This window comes from Paenibacillus sp. FSL R5-0527, from assembly GCF_038008055.1.
In the GTDB taxonomy this organism is placed as follows: Bacteria; Bacillota; Bacilli; order Paenibacillales; family Paenibacillaceae; genus Fontibacillus; species Fontibacillus macerans.
The window spans coordinates 5,419,036-5,437,570 of the sequence record NZ_JBBOYI010000001.1 but is presented as its reverse complement, the minus strand read 5'-3'; the positions used below and the strand labels follow the sequence as shown (position 1 = coordinate 5,437,570).

21 protein-coding genes and 3 tRNA genes are annotated in these 18,535 nt (G+C 47.4%); 12 read left to right on the top strand and 12 right to left on the bottom strand.

Annotation, left to right across the window (positions count from 1 at the left end; translation table 11 throughout):
- Positions 1–26: 26 nt before the first annotated feature.
- The 3 genes from NYE69_RS24175 (at position 27) to NYE69_RS24165 (ending at position 1,722) form a co-directional block, all read left to right on the top strand.
- Entirely contained in the window at positions 27–1,463 is a 1,437-nt protein-coding gene (locus NYE69_RS24175) for an ABC transporter substrate-binding protein (protein WP_340928204.1), read from the top strand.
- Between the two features lie 99 nt (positions 1,464–1,562).
- Positions 1,563–1,636, top strand: a tRNA-Met gene (locus NYE69_RS24170).
- A gap of 12 nt (positions 1,637–1,648) precedes the next feature.
- Positions 1,649–1,722, top strand: a tRNA-Ile gene (locus tag NYE69_RS24165).
- A gap of 48 nt (positions 1,723–1,770) precedes the next feature.
- Here the strand turns inward: NYE69_RS24165 and NYE69_RS24160 are convergent.
- Positions 1,771–2,154: a DUF1259 domain-containing protein gene (locus tag NYE69_RS24160; protein WP_328270185.1), complete on the bottom strand. Its 384-nt coding sequence runs from the start codon at positions 2,152–2,154 to the stop codon at positions 1,771–1,773.
- Positions 2,155–2,350: 196 nt separating this feature from the next.
- Between NYE69_RS24160 and NYE69_RS24155 the strand changes: the two genes are divergently transcribed.
- Entirely contained in the window at positions 2,351–2,806 is a 456-nt protein-coding gene (locus tag NYE69_RS24155; RefSeq protein ID WP_270618716.1) for a GNAT family N-acetyltransferase, read from the top strand.
- Between the two features lie 120 nt (positions 2,807–2,926).
- Here NYE69_RS24155 and NYE69_RS24150 read toward each other — a convergent pair whose 3' ends face one another.
- Both NYE69_RS24150 and NYE69_RS24145 read right to left on the bottom strand, forming a co-directional pair.
- Positions 2,927–3,085, bottom strand: coding sequence for an aspartyl-phosphate phosphatase Spo0E family protein (locus NYE69_RS24150; protein WP_036621459.1), 159 nt, complete (start codon positions 3,083–3,085; stop codon positions 2,927–2,929).
- Positions 3,086–3,326: 241 nt separating this feature from the next.
- Positions 3,327–3,521, bottom strand: coding sequence for a hypothetical protein (locus NYE69_RS24145; RefSeq protein ID WP_036621460.1), 195 nt, complete (start codon positions 3,519–3,521; stop codon positions 3,327–3,329).
- A 178-nt stretch (positions 3,522–3,699) separates the two neighbouring features.
- On the opposite strand from NYE69_RS24145, the gene NYE69_RS24140 reads away from it, so the two are divergent.
- The 5 genes from NYE69_RS24140 (at position 3,700) to NYE69_RS24120 (ending at position 8,279) form a co-directional block, all read left to right on the top strand.
- Positions 3,700–3,785 (top strand) — tRNA-Leu (locus tag NYE69_RS24140).
- 309 nt (positions 3,786–4,094) lie between these two features.
- Entirely contained in the window at positions 4,095–6,374 is a 2,280-nt protein-coding gene (locus NYE69_RS24135; RefSeq protein ID WP_340928203.1) for an Ig-like domain-containing protein, read from the top strand.
- Between the two features lie 178 nt (positions 6,375–6,552).
- Positions 6,553–7,512: a ComEC/Rec2 family competence protein gene (locus NYE69_RS24130; RefSeq protein WP_340928202.1), complete on the top strand. Its 960-nt coding sequence runs from the start codon at positions 6,553–6,555 to the stop codon at positions 7,510–7,512.
- A 6-nt stretch (positions 7,513–7,518) separates the two neighbouring features.
- Complete coding sequence (locus tag NYE69_RS24125) at positions 7,519–7,731, top strand: DUF3006 domain-containing protein (protein WP_036621462.1); 213 nt, start codon at positions 7,519–7,521, stop codon at positions 7,729–7,731.
- 29 nt (positions 7,732–7,760) lie between these two features.
- Entirely contained in the window at positions 7,761–8,279 is a 519-nt protein-coding gene (locus NYE69_RS24120; RefSeq protein WP_340928201.1) for a DinB family protein, read from the top strand.
- 76 nt (positions 8,280–8,355) lie between these two features.
- Here the strand turns inward: NYE69_RS24120 and manA are convergent, their stop codons facing one another.
- Positions 8,356–9,300, bottom strand: a complete 945-nt coding sequence (gene manA, locus NYE69_RS24115; RefSeq protein WP_340928199.1) for a mannose-6-phosphate isomerase, class I — start codon at positions 9,298–9,300, stop codon at positions 8,356–8,358.
- Between the two features lie 115 nt (positions 9,301–9,415).
- Here manA and NYE69_RS24110 point away from each other — a divergent pair, with 115 nt between their 5' ends.
- Complete coding sequence (locus tag NYE69_RS24110) at positions 9,416–10,450, top strand: substrate-binding domain-containing protein (RefSeq protein ID WP_316561262.1); 1,035 nt, start codon at positions 9,416–9,418, stop codon at positions 10,448–10,450.
- A 63-nt stretch (positions 10,451–10,513) separates the two neighbouring features.
- Here the strand turns inward: NYE69_RS24110 and NYE69_RS24105 are convergent, their stop codons facing one another.
- Positions 10,514–11,131: a superoxide dismutase gene (locus NYE69_RS24105; protein WP_036621469.1), complete on the bottom strand. Its 618-nt coding sequence runs from the start codon at positions 11,129–11,131 to the stop codon at positions 10,514–10,516.
- Between the two features lie 190 nt (positions 11,132–11,321).
- On the opposite strand from NYE69_RS24105, the gene NYE69_RS24100 reads away from it, so the two are divergent.
- On the top strand, positions 11,322–11,573 hold the full coding sequence (locus NYE69_RS24100; protein ID WP_036621471.1) for a DUF1450 domain-containing protein: 252 nt from the start codon (positions 11,322–11,324) through the stop codon (positions 11,571–11,573).
- Complete coding sequence (locus NYE69_RS24095) at positions 11,563–11,757, top strand: hypothetical protein (protein WP_340928196.1); 195 nt, start codon at positions 11,563–11,565, stop codon at positions 11,755–11,757. The genes NYE69_RS24100 and NYE69_RS24095 overlap by 11 nt, the downstream gene beginning before the upstream one ends.
- Before the next feature lie 2 nt (positions 11,758–11,759).
- Here NYE69_RS24095 and NYE69_RS24090 read toward each other — a convergent pair whose 3' ends face one another.
- From NYE69_RS24090 to NYE69_RS24060, 7 genes are all read right to left on the bottom strand, one after another.
- Positions 11,760–12,410 (bottom strand): helix-turn-helix transcriptional regulator, encoded by a 651-nt coding sequence (locus tag NYE69_RS24090; protein WP_316561263.1) that lies wholly within the window; start codon positions 12,408–12,410, stop codon positions 11,760–11,762.
- Between the two features lie 26 nt (positions 12,411–12,436).
- Positions 12,437–13,330, bottom strand: a complete 894-nt coding sequence (gene trhO / locus NYE69_RS24085; RefSeq protein ID WP_316561264.1) for an oxygen-dependent tRNA uridine(34) hydroxylase TrhO — start codon at positions 13,328–13,330, stop codon at positions 12,437–12,439.
- A 254-nt stretch (positions 13,331–13,584) separates the two neighbouring features.
- On the bottom strand, positions 13,585–13,752 hold the full coding sequence (locus NYE69_RS24080) for a hypothetical protein (protein ID WP_316561265.1): 168 nt from the start codon (positions 13,750–13,752) through the stop codon (positions 13,585–13,587).
- A gap of 37 nt (positions 13,753–13,789) precedes the next feature.
- The gene (locus tag NYE69_RS24075) at positions 13,790–14,554 is read right to left on the bottom strand and encodes a polysaccharide deacetylase family protein (RefSeq protein WP_316561267.1); all 765 of its coding nucleotides are present in this window, start codon (positions 14,552–14,554) and stop codon (positions 13,790–13,792) included.
- Positions 14,555–14,861: 307 nt separating this feature from the next.
- Entirely contained in the window at positions 14,862–15,158 is a 297-nt protein-coding gene (locus NYE69_RS24070) for a hypothetical protein (RefSeq protein ID WP_036621479.1), read from the bottom strand.
- A 484-nt stretch (positions 15,159–15,642) separates the two neighbouring features.
- The gene (locus NYE69_RS24065) at positions 15,643–16,674 is read right to left on the bottom strand and encodes a hypothetical protein (RefSeq protein ID WP_036621480.1); all 1,032 of its coding nucleotides are present in this window, start codon (positions 16,672–16,674) and stop codon (positions 15,643–15,645) included.
- Positions 16,671–18,530: an AAA family ATPase gene (locus tag NYE69_RS24060; RefSeq protein WP_036621481.1), complete on the bottom strand. Its 1,860-nt coding sequence runs from the start codon at positions 18,528–18,530 to the stop codon at positions 16,671–16,673. The genes NYE69_RS24065 and NYE69_RS24060 overlap by 4 nt, the downstream gene beginning before the upstream one ends.
- Between the last annotated feature and the right edge of the window lie 5 nt (positions 18,531–18,535).

Below are 18,535 nucleotides of genomic sequence, written 5' to 3'. Positions count from 1 at the left end.
TGATGATAAGGGAGAGGAATTTGCAATTGAATAGCAGTTTTTGGGGAAAAAGGTTATGGGCTGTTATAGCCATGTTAAGTCTGATCGCATCTCTTTCCGTGGGCTGCACTTCGGCCAGGCCCGCCTACGATGAAGAGAGGGTGTTGCGAATCGGGATGGTGTACGGAAGCGGGAATGAAGCAAATTTCCGGCAAGCATATGTGGATGCCTTTGAGGTGACCCATCCCAGCCTTACCATAGAACTTGTTCCGGCCATTTATGGAGGTTCCTATGGAAGAAATGCGAAGCAGGAAGAAGACCAAGATATTATGAAAAATCTGAAAAAAATCATGACCGGCGACAACCCGGTCGATGTGGTCATCGTAAGCGACGAGGTTCTGACGAGATTGGTGCGGGAAAACCTGGTTAAACCGCTGGATCCGCTCATTCAAAAGGATAAATTCGATACCTCCGGCATCGTTCCCGCTGTGTTGGAAGGAGCCAAGGCTATTGGAGACCAGCACATTTACGGATTAAGTCCGACGTTTACGGCTTCGGCGCTGTTTTATAATAAGAAAATTTTTCAGGAAGCCGGGGTGGAACCGCCGACCGACAATATGACTTGGGATGAGGTGTTTAACCTTGCCCGCCGCGCGGCTAGAGGTGAGGGGCAGGATCGGATTTACGGCTTATCCTTTACGCAATGGCGCGACGGCCTAGGGCCGTTTAATTATATGGTTTCGGATTACGTCGCCCCGCTTCAACTCAAGCTCGTTGATGAGCAGACAGGGAAGATGGCCGTTAATTCGCCGCAATGGGAAAAGGTCTTGACCACCATCAGTGGGCTGGTGGCCGATAAGGTGTTATTTGGAGGTTACAAAGGTCAGTATATTGAACAGACGCCTACATATGATACAGACCTCTTTATCTCGGGCGATACGGCCATGCTGGTGGCCGATTACAGTTATGTGGGCCAATTGAACGACGCGATTGAATATGCCAAGAAGAATAACGGTTCTTCTATAGACTGGGACGTAGCGGCCTTTCCAATGCATCCGGAGGCGCCGGAAACCGGCGGCATCAAGTTAAACAATCTTACGGCGATTAACAACGCCGCTCCAAATGTAGAGGACGCCTGGGAATTTGTCAAATTTCTAAACGGCGATGATTACGCCAAGATCAGATCGCATAGCGGCTCCGAACTCGTCGCCCGGAAGAAATATATCCGTCCCCAAGGCGGACTGGACTATCATATTGAGGCCTTTTCCGCTCGGAAGCCGGTTCCCCCGTCCGTTTCGGATGAGCCCCTGCTGTCTAGCCTCGAGCTTTCGAAGCTGTTTTGGGAAGTGGAGATGTCGGGCGAGACTTTTTTCGAGAAAGTCGCGGACAGCCAAACGACGCCAAAAGAAGCGCTGGCGGAATGGGAACAGGCGGGAAATGAAATACTGGCCAAATTTAAGAAAGAGCCCCAGGGCGGAGATTGAATGTGGAAATAAGGGGATGATGGGCGGTTTTTTCCTCCCATCCCCCCTTGACATTCGCATGACTTATATTGTATATTAATTAAGTCGCTATTTTAATGACGCGGGGTGGAGCAGCCCGGTAGCTCGTCGGGCTCATAACCCGAAGGCCGCAGGTTCAAATCCTGCCCCCGCAATTGATGTGGTTCGGGCCCTTAGCTCAGTTGGTTAGAGCGGTCGGCTCATAACCGATTGGTCACAGGTTCGAGTCCTGTAGGGCCCATAAATGTGAAACCCCTTGCCAGGCAAGGGGTTTTTGCTTTTTTTAGCCTTATTTTTTCAGAACGTTCAGGGCGGATCTTAATTTTTTGGCGAAAACGATAGGATTTTCGATGGTTTCAAGGTGAAGATAGATCAATCTTGGCTTTTCAAACAACCAGTGGTTGTGTATGGCGGTGACTTTAAAATTGCGTTTACGGGCCGCATTGACGAATCGTTGGACTTCGGACTGCAAAAGGGTGATTTCCCCCGTGTTCAAAGTCGTTCCATTTTTAAGCGATTGAATGGTGATTTCATGTTCGGTTTCGTAGTTTCTTCCGAGGATTTTGGCATGAAGGTTTCTTTGGACCATAATGGAGCAGCTTTTACCGTCGGACATCCCGGTTCCGCCCAGGATTTTCGCGAGACGATCGCACAATGCTTTGGAAATTTTCAAATGATACCATCCCCTTTCGTGATACCTTAAAAATATGAATCTTCGCGAAGGGGAGAAACAGGTAGCCATCCAATTTTGAAAAGGCGAGAAAAGAGCACAGGTCTAAAACTCGGCAATTGACTTGAATGGGCGCTCTAATGCTAGTATATATCCTATAAAACTAATCTATCGTAAATGGGTGGGAGAGATGAAATCATTGGAGATTCAATTGGACGATTTAAACGGTCCGGAAATTAGGGCGTTGATCGGGGAGCACCTGGTGAACATGGCGGAAACCTCGCCTCCGGAAAGCATTCACGCTCTTGATCTGGAGGGCCTGAAAAAGCCGGAAATTACGTTCTGGAGCGCATGGGAGCAAGGGATATTAGCGGGCTGTGGCGCGTTGAAGGAGCTTGACCGGGAGCATGGCGAAATAAAATCGATGCGGACGGCCTCATCCCATCGGCGCAAAGGCGTGGCCAGGGCCTTGCTGGCCCATATCGTGGAAGAGGCCAGACGGAGAGGGTACCGGCGGTTAAGCCTGGAGACGGGCTCGATGGACGCTTTTAAGCCGGCCAGAAACTTGTATGAAAGCTTCGGGTTTGAATACTGCAGTCCGTTTGCGGATTACAAAGAGGATCCGAACAGCGTTTTTATGACCAAAGAACTGTAATGTACCATTGATACGAGACTAACAACATCGCTTCGGCCGTCTGTAGGCTAGGCGGTGTTTTTTTGCGTTTTTATGAAAAAAAGAAAAATAAAGGGAGCCGCCAAAGCGACTCCCCCTGAATCATTTGCTTTGCTGTTCTAAGATCAAACGATGATATTCGTTCAACAGCTCGTCCAGTCGTTGACTTACCAAAACGAGCTCCCGGTCGGCCAGACGTTTGCACGCAGCAAGCTTGTTTAATTCCAACCGGAGTTCTTCAATTTTTAGAATCAGCTCCAAAGCGAACAACTCCTAGTATTTAAATATCTATGTAATACGTCCGCTGTGCACTGGCGACCGTCATGCGGAATCCCACTTTATATCTGTTCCGCACCAGGCTAAAGTGGTAGTAATACATTCTATGTCTGAATTTGTAAATCCTCCCTTGAAGAAGAGAAACATTTGCAAAAAAATGTCGAAAGCCAATAAAATATTAGTTAAAAAATATATTGCAGGGTGGGCTGGAGTTGACGAAACGAGATTATCTTTCAAACGGAATAATCCGGGTAACGTGCGAAATTTCGTTCAGCTTGACCCAGACGGCCCCTTCGATGGTGCGGAGTTGAACCCTGTCGGGAGCCGATCCCCATTTCGGCAAACCGGTCATTATTTGTCCGCTTTCTAGTTTTACGACGACCTGGTGACCCAGCGTGACGGCGATTTTCAGTTCATGCATACATACACCTTCCTCTTGTGATGATGGCTGGAAATCTATCAAATTTAACTTGCCATAAATCTTCTTATAATTGTTTTATCGGCCGAAAGGCGCAACATGTTGAATTTATTCCGAAATCTGTTTATAATTTGATATGCGGGTTTTTCAGGATGACGTGAGCTGACACGTCGACATATTCGCCGGGGTGGCGGAATAGGCAGACGCACAGGACTTAAAATCCTGGGGGTGGTGACACCCGTACGGGTTCGATTCCCGTCCTCGGCATGGTTGCATAAAGAAACGCAGGACTTTCGCAGGCAGTGCGGATACCGTGCGTTTTTTTGTTGGCTTGGCGCGTAAAAAGCAGTTCATTTTTCGTGGAGGAGGGGCTGTTTTTTCATATGAGAAGGCCGTTCTTATTCGTATGATCGTCGAATTTTGTCGTATTGGGTAAAACACTCATTTTTTTAATAGGTCAAAGGGCTTATTTTTGCTGAAAAACGTTACGAAATATCTACCAAATGTCGATATAAATACATAGGCCTGGAAAATGGTTCCTTTATCCGCAGAACAAGACTAAAAGGAGAGAAATGCATGGTTGTTAAAAGGAAGATGACGAAGTGGTTCCTCGTTTTGGCGCTGCTCCTTGCCGTGGTGTTTCCGACCGGAGTTTTTGCAGCCACCGGCGATGTCAGCGCAATCTCCATTGACGGGGAGAATACGACGATCGAGCTCAAAGTTGGAAGTTCCAAGCAGCTGAAGGTATGGGCTTCGATCGAGGGCTCGACGACCAAAAAAGATGTAACCGGAGTGGTCACCTGGACATCTTCGGAAAATATCCTGAGCTTGAACAATGGGATGGTAACTCCGTTCAAGAGCGGGACATCGATCATTCAAGCCAGCTATCAGGGCTCCGTTTCGATGATTACGATTAAAGCGGTAGATACATATTCGAAATTATCGCTGGAATATAAACAGGGTGGGAAATACAGCCTGGACAGCGACGGGGACGATCTCAAGGTTAAAGCGCTGGCGCTTAACGGCAACAGTGCCGTCGATCCGAAGGATGTGACCGAAGATGCGGATTGGAGTTCCTCCAATTCGAGCGTGCTAACCATCGAGAAAGGCGTTATTAAGATCGTTGGCGAAGGGAAAGCGACGATCAAGGCGCAGTATTCCGGCATGACCGCTTCCTTCGAAGCGACGGTAAGTTCCCCTTATGCCGGCCTGAAGCTGTATCGGGCTGCGGGTGGAACCGAAATCGGGGAAAACGAAGATCTGGAATTGATTCTTGCCGACAGCAAAATCGAGTTGTTGGCGAAAACGGTGCCGGCCAGCGATAAGTCTGCTACTGATGTATCGAAGAAAGCGACCTGGACCTCCTCGGACACGAGCGTGGCCACCGTTGACGATGGCACCGTCGAGATCATTTCTATGGGCAAAACGACAATTACGGCAAGCTACATGGGAAAAACGGTCAGCGTAGACATTTATGTGCGGGCGCCGTATGAAGCGATCTTGCTCACCCCTTCGTCCGATCCGCTGCTGTTTGTCGGCGAAACGCTGCAGATAAGCGCTGGAGTAAGGGTAGCGGCCAACGAAACGACGGACGTCGGCAGTTCAGCTGAGTGGAGATCATCCAATAAATTGATCGCCACCGTGGACGACAATGGTCGGGTTACGGCCAAGTCGGCCGGTACGGCCACGATTAAAGCAAAATATCAAGGCATCAGCAAAAGCTTGACGGTAACGGTTCATCCGACCATCACCAAGTTGGAAGCCGAGAAGACCGAAATGGAGCTGCTGCGGGGAGAATCCGCGAGCTTGCCAGACGTGAAGGCGACGAAGGTCGATGGTGACAAAGTGAATTTCAACAATAAAATCGTCTGGTCTTCCGACAATGAAGAAGTCGTAACCATTGAAGACGGTAAGATCGTCGCCAAAGACAGCAATGATTTGAAGCTGTCCACAACGGCTACGATTACGGGCAAACTCGAGGATATCGGATCGGGCTTAACTCCGAACGCGGCATTCCCAATCCGGGGAACGCAGGATAGCGTAGTCGCCGTCAAGGTTACAGTGAAGGAAAAAGTGCTCACGCTGATTTCGGAAGAAGAGAAGATGAGCATTGTGATGGGCGAGGAATCAAGCCTGCCGAAGATAACGGCCGTTTTTGAGAACGGGGAAGAAGTGGTCGATCCGTCCGAAATCGACTGGAGCGTGACGGGGACAAACGCGGTGCTCAAAACGGCGGGCAGCGGAAAGAAAATCAAAGGCTTGACGAAAGGAACGGCTACGTTAAAAGGAACTTATTCCAACAAAACGATCAGTATTCCGGTAACGATCGAGAAGAAGATTTCCAAAATCGTGGTTGAGCCGCAATCGATCGAATTGAACTTGAAAAAATCGAAATCGATTAAAGTAACGGGCTATTATACGGACGGCAAGAAGATCAACCTGACGAGCAAAATGGACTGGAAATCTTCGGACGAAAAAGTGGCCACGATCCCCAGCAGTTCGGTAAAAGCGGCCGCTGTCGGTACGGCAACGTTGACCGCCTCTTACCAAGGTAATGATGTCAGCGTTAAAGTTAACGTCGTACCGAAGCTGAAGAAGCTTTACGTGGACGAGAAGCGGCTGGCATTGTCCCCGGGAGCGGTGAAATCGGTTGTTGTCACCGCGGAATACGATACGGGTGAAACGGTTGTAGTCACCTCAAGCGCAACCTGGACCAGCTCCAAGCCTTCCGTCGCCAAAGTGACGGCCGGGAAGATCGAAGCCGTGGCCAAAGGCAGCTCTTCGATCAAAGCAAAGTATGGCGGCAAAACGGCAACGGTTTCCGTATCCGTTAAAGTCGAGAAAGCCAAGAAATAATTTGGATTAGTGCAATAGCGAGAGACCGCCTTGCATGGCTGATGCAGGGCGGTCTCTTTTTTATTAAAATTATTCATTTTTAGATTGATTTCGGGTTGCGCAATAACGTATAATTGGAACAAATGTTCTGATGAACTTTACATACTGCTTCTAGGCTGAAGAGAAAAGGACGACATCGATGATCAGACTTAAAAGATTATTAACGCAACGTAAGAAAAGCTTCTTTGGCGGCGAAATGGTCAGGGCATTTAGCGCTTTGATATGCCTCGGCGTGATTTGCGCTTTGCTTTCCGGCTGTGCGTTAAACGGATTTGAGCTGGCCGGAACGGCGGGACAGCCGAACAAGAAGGCGCTTCATTCTACCGCTGACGGTGATTCCGGCCATTCGCTGCGGGTTATTTTTCTGGATGTGGGGCAAGGGGCTTCGCAGCTGCTGATTAGCCCGTCCGGCGAAACGATGTTGATCGATGCCGGAAATAACAGCGAGGAGCAGCACATGCTCGATTATTTGCGGGAATACGGCGTCACCCGGCTGGATATCGTCATCGGCACCCATCCGGACGCGGATCATATCGGCGGTTTGGACCGCGTTATCGAGAATGTTGACGTCGGCCAGATCTATATGCCGAAAATTTCCTCCAACACGAAAACCTTTGAATCTTTGCTGCGGGCGATCCGCGGGAAAGGGCTTAAAGTGAAAACCGCCAAGGCCGGGCTTTCGCTGGATTGGGATGAACAAGTCAGCGTAGACATGATCGCACCCGTTGCGACGACGGATGACAAAAACAATATGAGCGCGGTTGTAAAGGTGACCTACGGCGATACTTCTTTTTTGCTGACGGGAGATGCGGAGCGGGAAAGCGAGGAAGCGATGATCGAGTCGGGGGCCGACCTTCGCGCCGATGTTTTGCTGGTGGGGCACCATGGCTCCAAATCGTCCACCTCGCCGCGTTTTCTCGATCAGGTTCGGCCGGAATACGCGGTGATTCAGGTGGGAGACAATTCATACGGGCACCCGACCAAAACGGTGCTTGACCGGCTGGCCAAACAGCGGATTCAAGTGTACCGCAACGATCTTCAGGGGACCGTGGAGATCGATTCCGACGGGCGGGAGCTACAAATCCTCACGGAAAGGTGAGCAAGCATGCTGCATGTTGTGGACCGTTTTGAAGGAGAATTTTGTATTATTGAAAGTGACGGAGTGACCCGGGACGTTCCGCGCAAGCTTGTCGATCCCGGCGTCAAACCGGGGGATGTCGTGGAATGGAGCGGCGGGAAATGGGTGGCGAACCGGGAGCAAACCGCCTCCCGCAGCAAAGAAATCAAGTCGCTGATGGATGAGCTGTGGGAAGATTAAATGAAACGAAAAAGCGAGGAGGAATGATGATGTTAACGAGACCGCAAGCGGGGGAATACGCGGAGCATTTTGCCGTATATATCGGTAAGGTGCCGGAAGGCGATCTGCTGGAGCTGCTTCAGACGCAGCCCGCGCTCGCTAAGGAAGAATGGGGTTCCTTAACCGAAGAACAGGGGAATTACCGTTACGCGGAAGGCAAATGGAGCCTGAAGGAAGTGCTGGGCCATATCAGCGATACGGAACGGGTGATGAGCTACCGGCTGCTTAGGATATCGCGCGGTGATACGACGCCGCTTCCGGGATTTGACGAGGAACTGTTCGTTAGCCATTCGACTTTTGGCCGGCAGACCGTTTCCGCGTTGCTGCATGATTTTTCCGTCGTACGCGAATCCACGCTGTCGCTAATCCGCCAACTGGATGACGAAGCTTGGCTGCGCCAAGGCAACGCCAGCGGGGTAACGATATCGGCGAGGGCGCTGGCGTACGTGATTGCCGGCCATGCCCAACATCATCTAAACATGATCCGGGAACGTTATTTGCAAAAGTAACGGTTTCAGCGAAAATCAAAAAGGGACGGAGCCTTCCTATCTGGAATAAGCACTGTCCCTTTTGTGTATGTGCGGATTATTCGTGTGACATGATGAGTTGCAGTTCTCCGCCTAAACGGTACGGACCAAATCCGGCCGGAAGGATAAAATGCTCTCCTTTCGCCAAGCGATAGGTTTGATCGCCTGCCGTGAGCGAGCCGCTGCCTTCAAGCACGCTGAAGATCGTATATTTCTCGTTCCCTGAGAGGGAAGCGTCGCCGGCCACCTCCCATTTTTGCACCGTGAAAAACGCGTTGGAAACGAAGGAGGTTACCGTAAGTCCTTCCTGTTTAGTGGTGTCGTATGTGGTCGGCTGATAAGCTTGGGGCACGGTCGTCACGTCGACGGCTTTTTCCAGGTGAAGTTCCCGGGTGTTGCCGTTTTTGTCCTTGCGATCGTAATCGTATACGCGATAAGTCGTGTCCGAGCTTTGCTGCGTCTCCAGCACGACGATGCCTTTGCCCAGGGCGTGGATCGTACCGCTTGGCACGTAAAAGAAGTCGCCCGCTTTGACCGGCACCTTCGTCAGCAGCCTGTCCCAATCGCCGCTGTCGATCATCTCCGCAAGCTGTTCCTTCGTTTTGGCTTCATGGCCGTAAATAATCGCCGCGCCCGGCTCGGCGTCGACAATGTACCAGCACTCCGTTTTGCCGAGCTCGCCGTTTTCGTGTTTGCCGGCATATTCGTCATCCGGATGAACCTGCACCGACAGGTCGTCGGAGGCGTCGAGAATCTTCGTCAGCAGCGGGAACACGGCGGATTCCGAGCGGAACAGCTCGGGATGGGCCGACCATAAATCCCCCAGCTTCATTCCCTGATAAGGACCGTTTTTGACCGTGCTTTGTCCGTTCGGATGCGCCGAAACCGCCCAGCATTCACCGGTGAGATCGTTCGGAATCTCATAGCCGAACAATTCCCGGAGCTTCGTTCCGCCCCAAATGCGTTCTTGAAAAATCGGCTGCAAAAAGATCGGTTCACTCATCTTATCTTTCTCCTTTTGTGTAATTCACTTATTAGGCTTGACAAACTTGACAAAATTATATTTTGTAAAGTAATATGCGAGTCAAGTGTATCATGTTTCGAAAGGAATGAAAAGAATGGGCCGCAAAAAGAAAGTGTCGATGCAGGATATCGCCGACAAGCTGGGAATCTCGAAAAATGCGGTATCGCTCGCCCTAATGAACAAAAAGGGCGTCAGTGAGGATATGCGGAGCCGGGTGCTGCAGGCGGCCAGGGAGATGGCATACGGCCCATTTGCAGCGAAGGAAGCGGGAAACGCCAACATTTTGGTCGTTGTTCCGGAGCGGATCATGAGTTATCAGGATAACGACCATTTTCAATTTTTTCACGATATGATTTGGGGCCTGGAGAAAAGCGCGCGCAAAAAAGGCCTTAATGCCATCATAACCCCCATAGACGGGGAGATGGAATCGCGGCGGGCGCTGCCGGGGCAATTTGCGGACATTCCGCACTGCGGCGTCATTTTGTTCGGGATCATCGGCCGGGAATACGCCCGGTTGATTTGGGAGATGGACATTCCTCTGGTGCTGATGGATTCGTATTACCGCGATTTACCGTGTCCCGCCGTGACGTCGGCGAATGTGGAAGGGGCGTACGCGGCGGTTTCCCATTTGATCGCCTCCGGCCATCGGGAGATCGGGCTGATCGCGCCGATGAACCTCTCTTCCAGCCATGAGGAACGGGGATACGGTTATTGGAAGGCGATGCAGGATCACGGTTTGACCGTTCGCCCCGAGCATACGTTAACCGGATCTGCGGGTTATGACTCCACGGACCGGGAGATCTCCGCGTTTTTGGACGATATGGCATCATGGCCGTCGGCTTTTTTTTGCGGCAACGACCGGATTGCCTATCTTCTTGCCGGGGAACTTCAGAAGCGGCGGATCAAGCTGCCGGATCAGGTGTCCATCGCCGGCTTTGACGACTTGAATTACGCCGGCCCGGTTAGTTTAAGGATGACGACGATGCGGGTGGAGAAGGAAAAAATGTGCGATGCGGCGGTTTCGCTGCTGCTCTCGGAGTTCGGAACAAGCAGGGAGGCGGTTCGCTGGCAGGTGAAGCCGGCGCTGGTCGTCCGCGATTCGGTTAAAGCAAGAAGGGGTGTCCCGTAAGCCAAAGGCTCTTAGGACACCCCTTCCGATTTGCCGCAGAGATTTCAATACCCCGCGCGGTTCTTATTTGCCGACAGCAGCTTCGTAACGTTTCTCAACGGCAGACCAGTTGATGACGTTAAAGAAAGCGGCGATGTAGTCAGGACGTTTGTTTTGATATTTCAGGTAGTAAGCATGCTCCCATACGTCAAGGCCGAGGATCGGCGTTTTGCCTTCCATCAGCGGGGAGTCTTGGTTCGGCAGGCTGTAAACGGACAATTTGCCGCTGCCGTCTACCGCGAGGAATGCCCAGCCGCTGCCGAAACGCGTCGTAGCCGCTTTGGTGAAATCCTCTTTGAATTTGTCGAACCCGCCAAGCTCGTTGTTGATCGCTTCAGCCAGTTTGCCGGACGGTTGGCCGCCGCCGTTCGGGCCGATCGTTTCCCAGAATAAAGAGTGGTTGGCATGACCGCCGCCGTTGTTGCGAACTGCGGTGCGGATGCTTTCGGGAACGCTGTCCAAAGCGGAAATCAGCTCTTCCACGGATTTGGATTGCAGTTCCGGAGCGGACTCCAGAGCGGCGTTCAGGTTCGTAACGTACGTATTATGGTGACGATCGTGGTGAATCATCATCGTTGTTTCATCGATATGAGGTTCCAGTGCGTTGTTGGGGTAAGGCAAAGCAGGTAATTGATGTGCCATGCTAAATCCTTCCTTTCTCCTTATAATATGTAGTTTCATTCCGACAAACCTTATTATAAATCTCTATTTCGACTTAGTCAACATAAATGTATGTTAAGTATGTTAAATCTATTGCTGACATTGACAAACCCAGCCGCTTTGATCATAATGAATGATCGGGCAATATTTGCAAAGTTTGGGGTGATCCTGTATGGGACTTGGCATCGTCATCGTCGAAGTTTGCGACAGCAACCTAATGAGCGCGCTCGATCTGGAAAATCTGGAGCAGGAGTATCCCGAGATTGCCGTTATGCGGGCGGAATGTCTCAGCTTGTGCGGATTATGCCGGCTCAGACCTTATGCCCTGGTCAACGGAAAAAGGGTGATCGGCAAAACGACGGAAGAGTGCGTCCAATCGGTCAAGCAGGCGATCGAAGATGAATTAAAAGCTTATGATATATAGAAAAGGCAGCCGGACGGCTGCCTTTTTCTTCACGCGCGGGTTTACCCGCCCTGAAAAAGATTGGGGGATTTTGAATATGATTGAACAACAGTTTAATCAGGTTTACGCCATCATGACAGCCTCATTCCCCGAGAGTGAACGGAGGACTTATGCCGGGCAGAAGGAGCTGCTGAGCAATCCGTAAGGTTATTCCCCGGATGTACCCTTCTTCCGCTCACGAATGACATAAACGCATTTTTTGCCGTTTTGGGCCAGGCATTCCGTACGCTTGACTTCGGCGTCCAGCAGCGATTCAAACAGATTCAGTTCGCAATCGCAGGCATGGTTGTACCGGGAAGCGATTTGCGTAATCGGGCAATTATGCTCCATCAGCACGAATTCGCCGCTTTCGTTGCGTTCGAGCTCCGTCATGTAGCCGTTGTCGTTTTGAATTTCCGACAGCTTTTGCACCTTTTCCGGAAGCGTTTTACCGTCCATCTCGGCCAGGTACTTCCGGTTTAATTTGTCCCGGCGGCGCTCGAACAGCCGGTCTACCATGCGCCCGCCGCTTTCCTCCTCAAGTTCTTCCAGCAAGTCGAGCGTGAGCGTATGATATTTTTTCGGGAAAAGCCCCTCGGCCATTTCGGTCAAGCCGTAAACCGCCGTCGGGCGGCCCAGCGTTTGCCGGATCATTTTGGATTCGATCAATCCGTCCCGCTCCATCGTCCCGAGATGGCGGCGTACCGCCATTTCGGTTATTTTCAGCTCGCTTGTGATTTCTTTGGCGCTGAGCGGTCCGGACGTTTTCATCATGTGGAGAATCCGTTCGCGGGTGGTAAGCTCCTTGATCTGGTTCACAAAGACACTCCCTTTCGGGTAAATGGTCAGCCGTGTTTCACGGTCACGGACGATTCCTTGCAGGCGTCGGAACAGAAGCCGTGGTGCTCCGCCTCGCATTCCTCGCAGCAAATGTGCTGCAGGTTGCAGACCGGGCAATTGATGTAACGGTCGTGCGAGGTTCCGCAATGATAGCAATGGCCGATGACGACTTCCTCCTCGGTCCGGTTGATCGGTACGGAGATCCGCTCGTCGAACACGTAACATTTGCCGTCGAACAGGCGGCCTTGCACCTGAGGATCTTTTCCGTAGGTGACGATGCCGCCTTCGAGCTGGGCCACGTCGCTGAAGCCCTCGCTCAGCAGGAAGCCGGTCAGCTTCTCGCAGCGGATGCCTCCCGTGCAGTACGTCAGTACCTTTTTGTCCTTATAGCCGCTCAGGTTGTTCCGAATCCATTCCGGAAATTCGCGGAAAGATTCGACCTCCGGGCGGATCGCTCCGCGGAAATGGCCGATGTCGTATTCATAGTCGTTGCGTCCGTCGAGGACGATGACATCCTCGTTTTGCAGCTGCTCGTAAAATTCGGCGGGCGAGAGCCGTTTGCCGCTTATCCGGTTCGGATCCAGTTCCTTCCCGTAACGGAACGTGACCAGTTCTTTTTTGTGGCGGACGAACATTTTTTTGAACGTATGGCCGTCCGCTTCATCGATTTTGAACACGATATCCGAAAATAACGGATTGGCCCGCAAATCCCGCATGTAGCGTTCGGTTTGTTCTATCGTCCCGGACAAGGTACCGTTAATGCCTTCCGAGGCGATCAGGATACGCCCTTTAACTCCGAGATCCTTGCAATACTGCAAATGCTCGGCGGTAAATTGCTCGGGATTATCGATACGCACGAATTTATAAAACAATAAAACACGGTAAACGTGTTGTTCCATAAGTAATCACCTATCTATGTTGGATTCTACTGCATTGTAGTTGAATTTTATAAGCTTAGTCAATATTAAAGTATAGTAAGTATATTAATACAGGTCCAGTGGATATTGTATCCTTGTCCGTTAATTCGTGTATTCTGGCCTTGCCTGTTGTTCTCGAAATCGCATCGCTGCGGCGTAAACAAGCAAAAAAGGAGGTTCTCCCCGAAGAGAACCTCCTTTTTTGGTAATCTTTTGCCGTATGTCCTTGCGTTAACCTATTTGCGCTTTTCTTTTTGCCGGCCGTCTTCCCCGGCTGATGCTTCCGTCCCTTCGTTCATAATCGCGCCGACGAGGTCCTCGAGTTTCTCGGTTGCGGCGGCGGGGTGGCGGTTCGGCACCGGTATCGGATCGACGCCGGGGCCTTGTCCCGTTTTAGTATCCATGGTCGAACTCCTTTCCTTGAGGGATTCTTTTGAACCCTCAGTGGTTGGCCTTAATGTGGTGATCGGGGGTCACTTTATGGCTAAGCAGTTCGGAAACCGTCACAAAAGAATAGCCCCGGCTTTTAAGCTCGGGCAAAATGATTTTGAGCGCTTGGGCCGTTTGCTTGCTGTTGTGAACATAATCATGCATCAGAATGATATCTCCATTGCGGGCATTGTTAACGACTTTGCGTACGATTTTGTAAACGCCTGGCGAGGTCCAGTCCAACGTATCTTGGTGCCATGACCAGAGAATCATTTGCAGCCCGTTATTTTTCGTAGCTTCTACGATTTTTTCATTATAATGCCCTCCCGGAGGACGAAACAGCACAGGTCTTTGTCCGGTTGCTTCAAAAACCGCCTGCTGGGTCTGGCTTAGTTCGGACATAATGGAGCTTGTCGTTATGTTGTGAAAGGATGGGTGATGAAAAGAATGGTTCCCGATTTCATGTCCTTTCGCCAGCTCCAATTGCACGATTTCAGGAAAACGTTTCACCCTTTCCCCTACCACGAAAAAGGTTGCCTTTGCCTGATTTTGATCCAAAATATCCAAAATTTCCAGAGTTTGCCGATCGTCCGGTCCGTCGTCAAAAGTAAAGGCGATAAATTTTTCGTGTGTCGGAACCTCCCAAACGATATCCCCGCGCTCTTCATAATAGCTTCTTCCTTTGACTAGAGCATGGGGGGAAGCCTCTGTATAGGGGCATAAAAGAGAGGTCGTTAAGGCTAAAGCCAAGACAGCGCCCAGTTTGTTTTTTAGCATCAGCACTTTGTTCCTCCATTGTTGTCACTTGTTATGCACGGCGAGTTACACTGTTGCATCGGTGCGTTATTCGCTTAGTTTGGCTAAAAACAGCCGTTTTATCCTTTAAATGCTCCATTTCGCAATTTGCCCCGGCACTTGGCGGAATTATGCGCAACAAGGAGGATCAGACGTCTGGTTAAACCCGGCATGAGGCCGCCTTCCGGGCAACAGTTGTCCATTTTATGGAGGGGAAATTTTGGGGACTTGCTCGATTACGGATATCTGCAAAAAAAATCCGAATGCATGGGGGCACCGGATTTATATTCTACTTGATTCTTTTCAGTTCGGCTTCTTGCTGGATGGAGCGGGCGGAAAGCAACTCGATGATTTTGTGCTGATTCTCGAGAATGGTTTCCACATTTTTCAGACGATCATTGGTTTCAAGTACAGCGCGTTTGATAAGTTCTTGATCTTGTTTCATAATTTTTTGCTCTTGTCTTATGAGTTCTTGCTCTTGTTTCATTTGTTGCTGTTCGGATGTTAATTCGACAAGCTGCCTATTAATCGGCTCTAATTCCTCTTTGATAACGGACCGCAACAGTTCAGAAAATTGATTATCCAATCGATTCCGCTCCTTCAAACTAACTTTATGATGATATTTTATCAAAAGCTATTTATTTATGCCATCGAGATTTTGTGAATGTTTAGGGAAAGAAAATATAGGGCGTGGAAGACAATATAATTGCTCGAAAGTAGCGGGAACATTTGTAAAATTATAGAAAGGGCTTTTTTCACCATTGCTAAAAACGTTTTTGGCCCCCATTCAACCCCCAGGAGCAATTTTAATACAACTTTCATCCGTAACCAAAAACAAAAGAAGCCTTGTATATCAAGGCTTCCCGGAGATGATCTGCAGTGGGCTCGAACCACTGACCCCCACCCTGTCAAGATGAAAAGGTAGTTTAAAACATAAAGTAAATATATAAGGGAGTCAAGCAGGGTAAAGATATTTGACCCAAAATCGTGCTTCTGCGGTGAAAATCAAGCAATAGAAAAGTGAGATAAATTGACCAAAATATTGACCAAACCTTAACGCTTTTTAGTAACTATATAGGAATCCACATATTATTATGTACCACTACAGCAGCTAGTTCGGGGCCATTGCTTGTTTTCCAATAATGTAAATGGTATTCATAATCGATATCTCTTCTCCAGGCTTTATCTCTATTTCTCATAAGTTGAGGGCTATTTCCACTTTCGTCAATTCTTAATGTATGAGTGGACGATAGATTTTGATCCAGTATAGTATCTGCACAGGCTTTTAGTAATGCCTTTATTTTTCCCTCTTCATGAGTGAACCCTAAACTTCTACAGGTTTCAAAAAAGCTATGACCATATTTCCAAGTAGGGATATCAGTATCAAGAGGATTTTCTCCAATTATTGAAAGTCTTTGAAGTAAGTAAAGATTTATTAGGTTAAAATAGTCTTCATCAGTTTCAGCAATTTTCCAACTACTAACAACATTGAAATTGGTTATTAATTGTAACCAATTAGTTTGAGAATGGACTTTTCCGTTTATAAGGATGGGATATTTAAAATTATCAGAGTCCTTCTTTATAAAATCGCAAGCATATACTTCTCCCTTTATTTCAATCTCACTTACTGAATCTCTTGTTATAAAATATCTTTCTTCGCCTTCTCGAATAAGATCGTGGATCAAATAAAATAATGCCACCTTTTTGTATTCGTCAATATACATAGTTGGACGTCTCTCTAGGTGTTCGTCAGGATAAACTATTACATCGTCGAAAAGTATATCTACTAATCCTAATGATTCTTCTATGGTTGGCTGTTGTAAAAAACCATCAATTACCTCAATAATATCTTTTGGTTGATAAAATCCTATTAATCCTTTTTTTAATAATGCTTCCCTTAAACTGTCCCAATACGGGTAGTTGTTTTGCTCCATTAATATGCGACTAGTTTGTTTACTTACCATAACTTCTGTTAAAGGAATATCTTTCAGTTGTCTCCAAAGCAGTATATTCTCTAAATAATTTTCAAATTCATATGGCTCAAGCTCTTCATGATTATTTGGATAAGCTAGTGTATATGGGTCAAGATAAATTGAGTTCATTCTTTAGCTTGCATCTCCTTTTTCCTTTTTGCAAGTGCAGCCTTTAATATTGAAGCTGAGCTTTCTTCATTTTCGTCAAAAAATCCCTTTGGCCAGTCTTCAATAACTCCAAATTTGTTTATTCTAATCGGTTTATATTGTGAACTAACTTCTTCTTTTTCGACAAAATAGAGAATGATAGAATTAGAAAAATTCTCATCGCTAGATACAACAGTTCGGTACCTTAAACGGTTAATAAGATATTCACTATGCGTTTCAACTATACATTGCTTATTTAAGAATGACATAGATACGAAAAAATCAGCCAATCTTGTTTGTACCTTAGGATGAAGATGTAATTCAGGCTGTTCAAAAATTAGAGTTGCTCCTTTATTGGCAAGTAAGGAGAGAACTAATATTGGTAAAACTTGACTAACTCCAACTCCAACATGTGTTAAATCGTGCCATTTGTCCTTCTCACTAACACCGACCTTAAGCTCATGGCCTAATTTCCCTCTATCGTGAGTCTCTACTTTATTTACAACTCCCATATATTGTAACCAATCAAGTACTGCGGTGAGTAAATAATCGTTACTAATTTTTTTATTATTTGATTCTATATCTTCTGGCTTGATGTAGTCTATTTTTGTTAGTTTATGAATTTCTAATACTGCTGCAGTATACTCACCTTTATACCCCACATCATGTGAGTCGGTTGCCCCTGAATGAGGATAAATAGCCTTTGGCTCATCTCTTAACGGACCTAGATATTTTACATTATTAGTAAAGTAATTTATGATGGATTCTGACGAATAACCAATAAGTTCATTAAGTTCAGTATTAGTTAATGCATATTCAGCTTCTCCATTCAAGTTTAAAGATTCTTTTAATTTTGTATTCATATCTAAAATTGCATTGCTGTATTGTCTTTGATCATCAACTAATAGTGTTTCAAAGCATCTTTTTAGTTTATCGAATGAGAATGGAGATTCTACAAATTTTTTGAGAGCTTTTTGATGAGTAGTAGCTCGTTTTTCTGCATAATTCGTTTTGCTTTTTTCATAAATTTCTTTAAAACATTGAATAATGAGTTTATGAAATTTACTAGATACATATTGAGTAAAATCAATTGGTCGATAAAAACTATAACTATCTGGATAAGTGCACATTTTCAACAAATTTGTTATATCTTCTTCAATTATATTGTAGACAAGAGTGATTTTATTTGGCATGAAATGTTCTAATGTAGCACCAATCGGTTTTCCGTTAGTTGGTTGATTTTTATAAAACCTTCTACTTCCAGTACTTTGTGTTTGCTTTACAACTTCATAGTTTAAGGCTTCGTCAAATGATTCTAAATATTCACTTGAAAGAGCATATTCTTCCAACACACTGTAATCATTTCTATGCTTTATTAATAGTTCTTCGTTTTGATTTCCCTCTTTGACTCTTATATCACATTGCTTTAATAGGGGGTATAGATTAGTTATTTCAATATCACCTTCACAAGTAAAAGAATAGTTGAAATTTATTACTGTATCTTTATGCCGTCTTCTGGGTCTACCTCCCCAAAAAACAATTCGTGATGCTCTGTCAGTCGGCTCATCAAGGTGTAGCTCGAATCCAATTGTTATATCTTTAGTAGCAGTGGCTGAGACTATATCTTCAAACGATCCTAGACGTACTATATGCCCATTCAGGATTATCGGTTTATTTTTAACAGGATTCTGTAGCGTTTGAGCGGTTAATAAAATACTTTGAATAATGGTGCTTTTACCAGAATTATTAGCCCCAGAAAATACTGTAAGAGGAGCTAGTTCCAAAGTAGTTTTATCAGAAACAGATTTAAAATGCTGAAGTGTCCAATTTTTTAACATACGAA

Excerpts from the sequence above, each read along its gene's own strand:
- NYE69_RS24145 (WP_036621460.1), bottom strand. The coding sequence starts at position 3,521 with ATGCATGAACTGAAAATCGCCGTCACGCTGGGTCACCAGGTCGTCGTA.
- NYE69_RS24135 (WP_340928203.1), top strand. The coding sequence starts at position 4,095 with ATGGTTGTTAAAAGGAAGATGACGAAGTGGTTCCTCGTTTTGGCGCTG.
- NYE69_RS24130 (WP_340928202.1), top strand. The coding sequence starts at position 6,553 with ATGATCAGACTTAAAAGATTATTAACGCAACGTAAGAAAAGCTTCTTT.
- NYE69_RS24125 (WP_036621462.1), top strand. The coding sequence starts at position 7,519 with ATGCTGCATGTTGTGGACCGTTTTGAAGGAGAATTTTGTATTATTGAA.
- NYE69_RS24120 (WP_340928201.1), top strand. The coding sequence starts at position 7,761 with ATGTTAACGAGACCGCAAGCGGGGGAATACGCGGAGCATTTTGCCGTA.
- manA (WP_340928199.1), bottom strand. The coding sequence starts at position 9,300 with ATGAGTGAACCGATCTTTTTGCAGCCGATTTTTCAAGAACGCATTTGG.
- NYE69_RS24110 (WP_316561262.1), top strand. The coding sequence starts at position 9,416 with ATGGGCCGCAAAAAGAAAGTGTCGATGCAGGATATCGCCGACAAGCTG.
- NYE69_RS24105 (WP_036621469.1), bottom strand. The coding sequence starts at position 11,131 with ATGGCACATCAATTACCTGCTTTGCCTTACCCCAACAACGCACTGGAA.
- NYE69_RS24100 (WP_036621471.1), top strand. The coding sequence starts at position 11,322 with ATGGGACTTGGCATCGTCATCGTCGAAGTTTGCGACAGCAACCTAATG.
- NYE69_RS24095 (WP_340928196.1), top strand. The coding sequence starts at position 11,563 with ATGATATATAGAAAAGGCAGCCGGACGGCTGCCTTTTTCTTCACGCGC.
- trhO (WP_316561264.1), bottom strand. The coding sequence starts at position 13,330 with ATGGAACAACACGTTTACCGTGTTTTATTGTTTTATAAATTCGTGCGT.
- NYE69_RS24080 (WP_316561265.1), bottom strand. The coding sequence starts at position 13,752 with ATGGATACTAAAACGGGACAAGGCCCCGGCGTCGATCCGATACCGGTG.
- NYE69_RS24075 (WP_316561267.1), bottom strand. The coding sequence starts at position 14,554 with ATGCTAAAAAACAAACTGGGCGCTGTCTTGGCTTTAGCCTTAACGACC.
- NYE69_RS24065 (WP_036621480.1), bottom strand. The coding sequence starts at position 16,674 with ATGAACTCAATTTATCTTGACCCATATACACTAGCTTATCCAAATAAT.
- NYE69_RS24060 (WP_036621481.1), bottom strand. The coding sequence starts at position 18,530 with ATGTTAAAAAATTGGACACTTCAGCATTTTAAATCTGTTTCTGATAAA.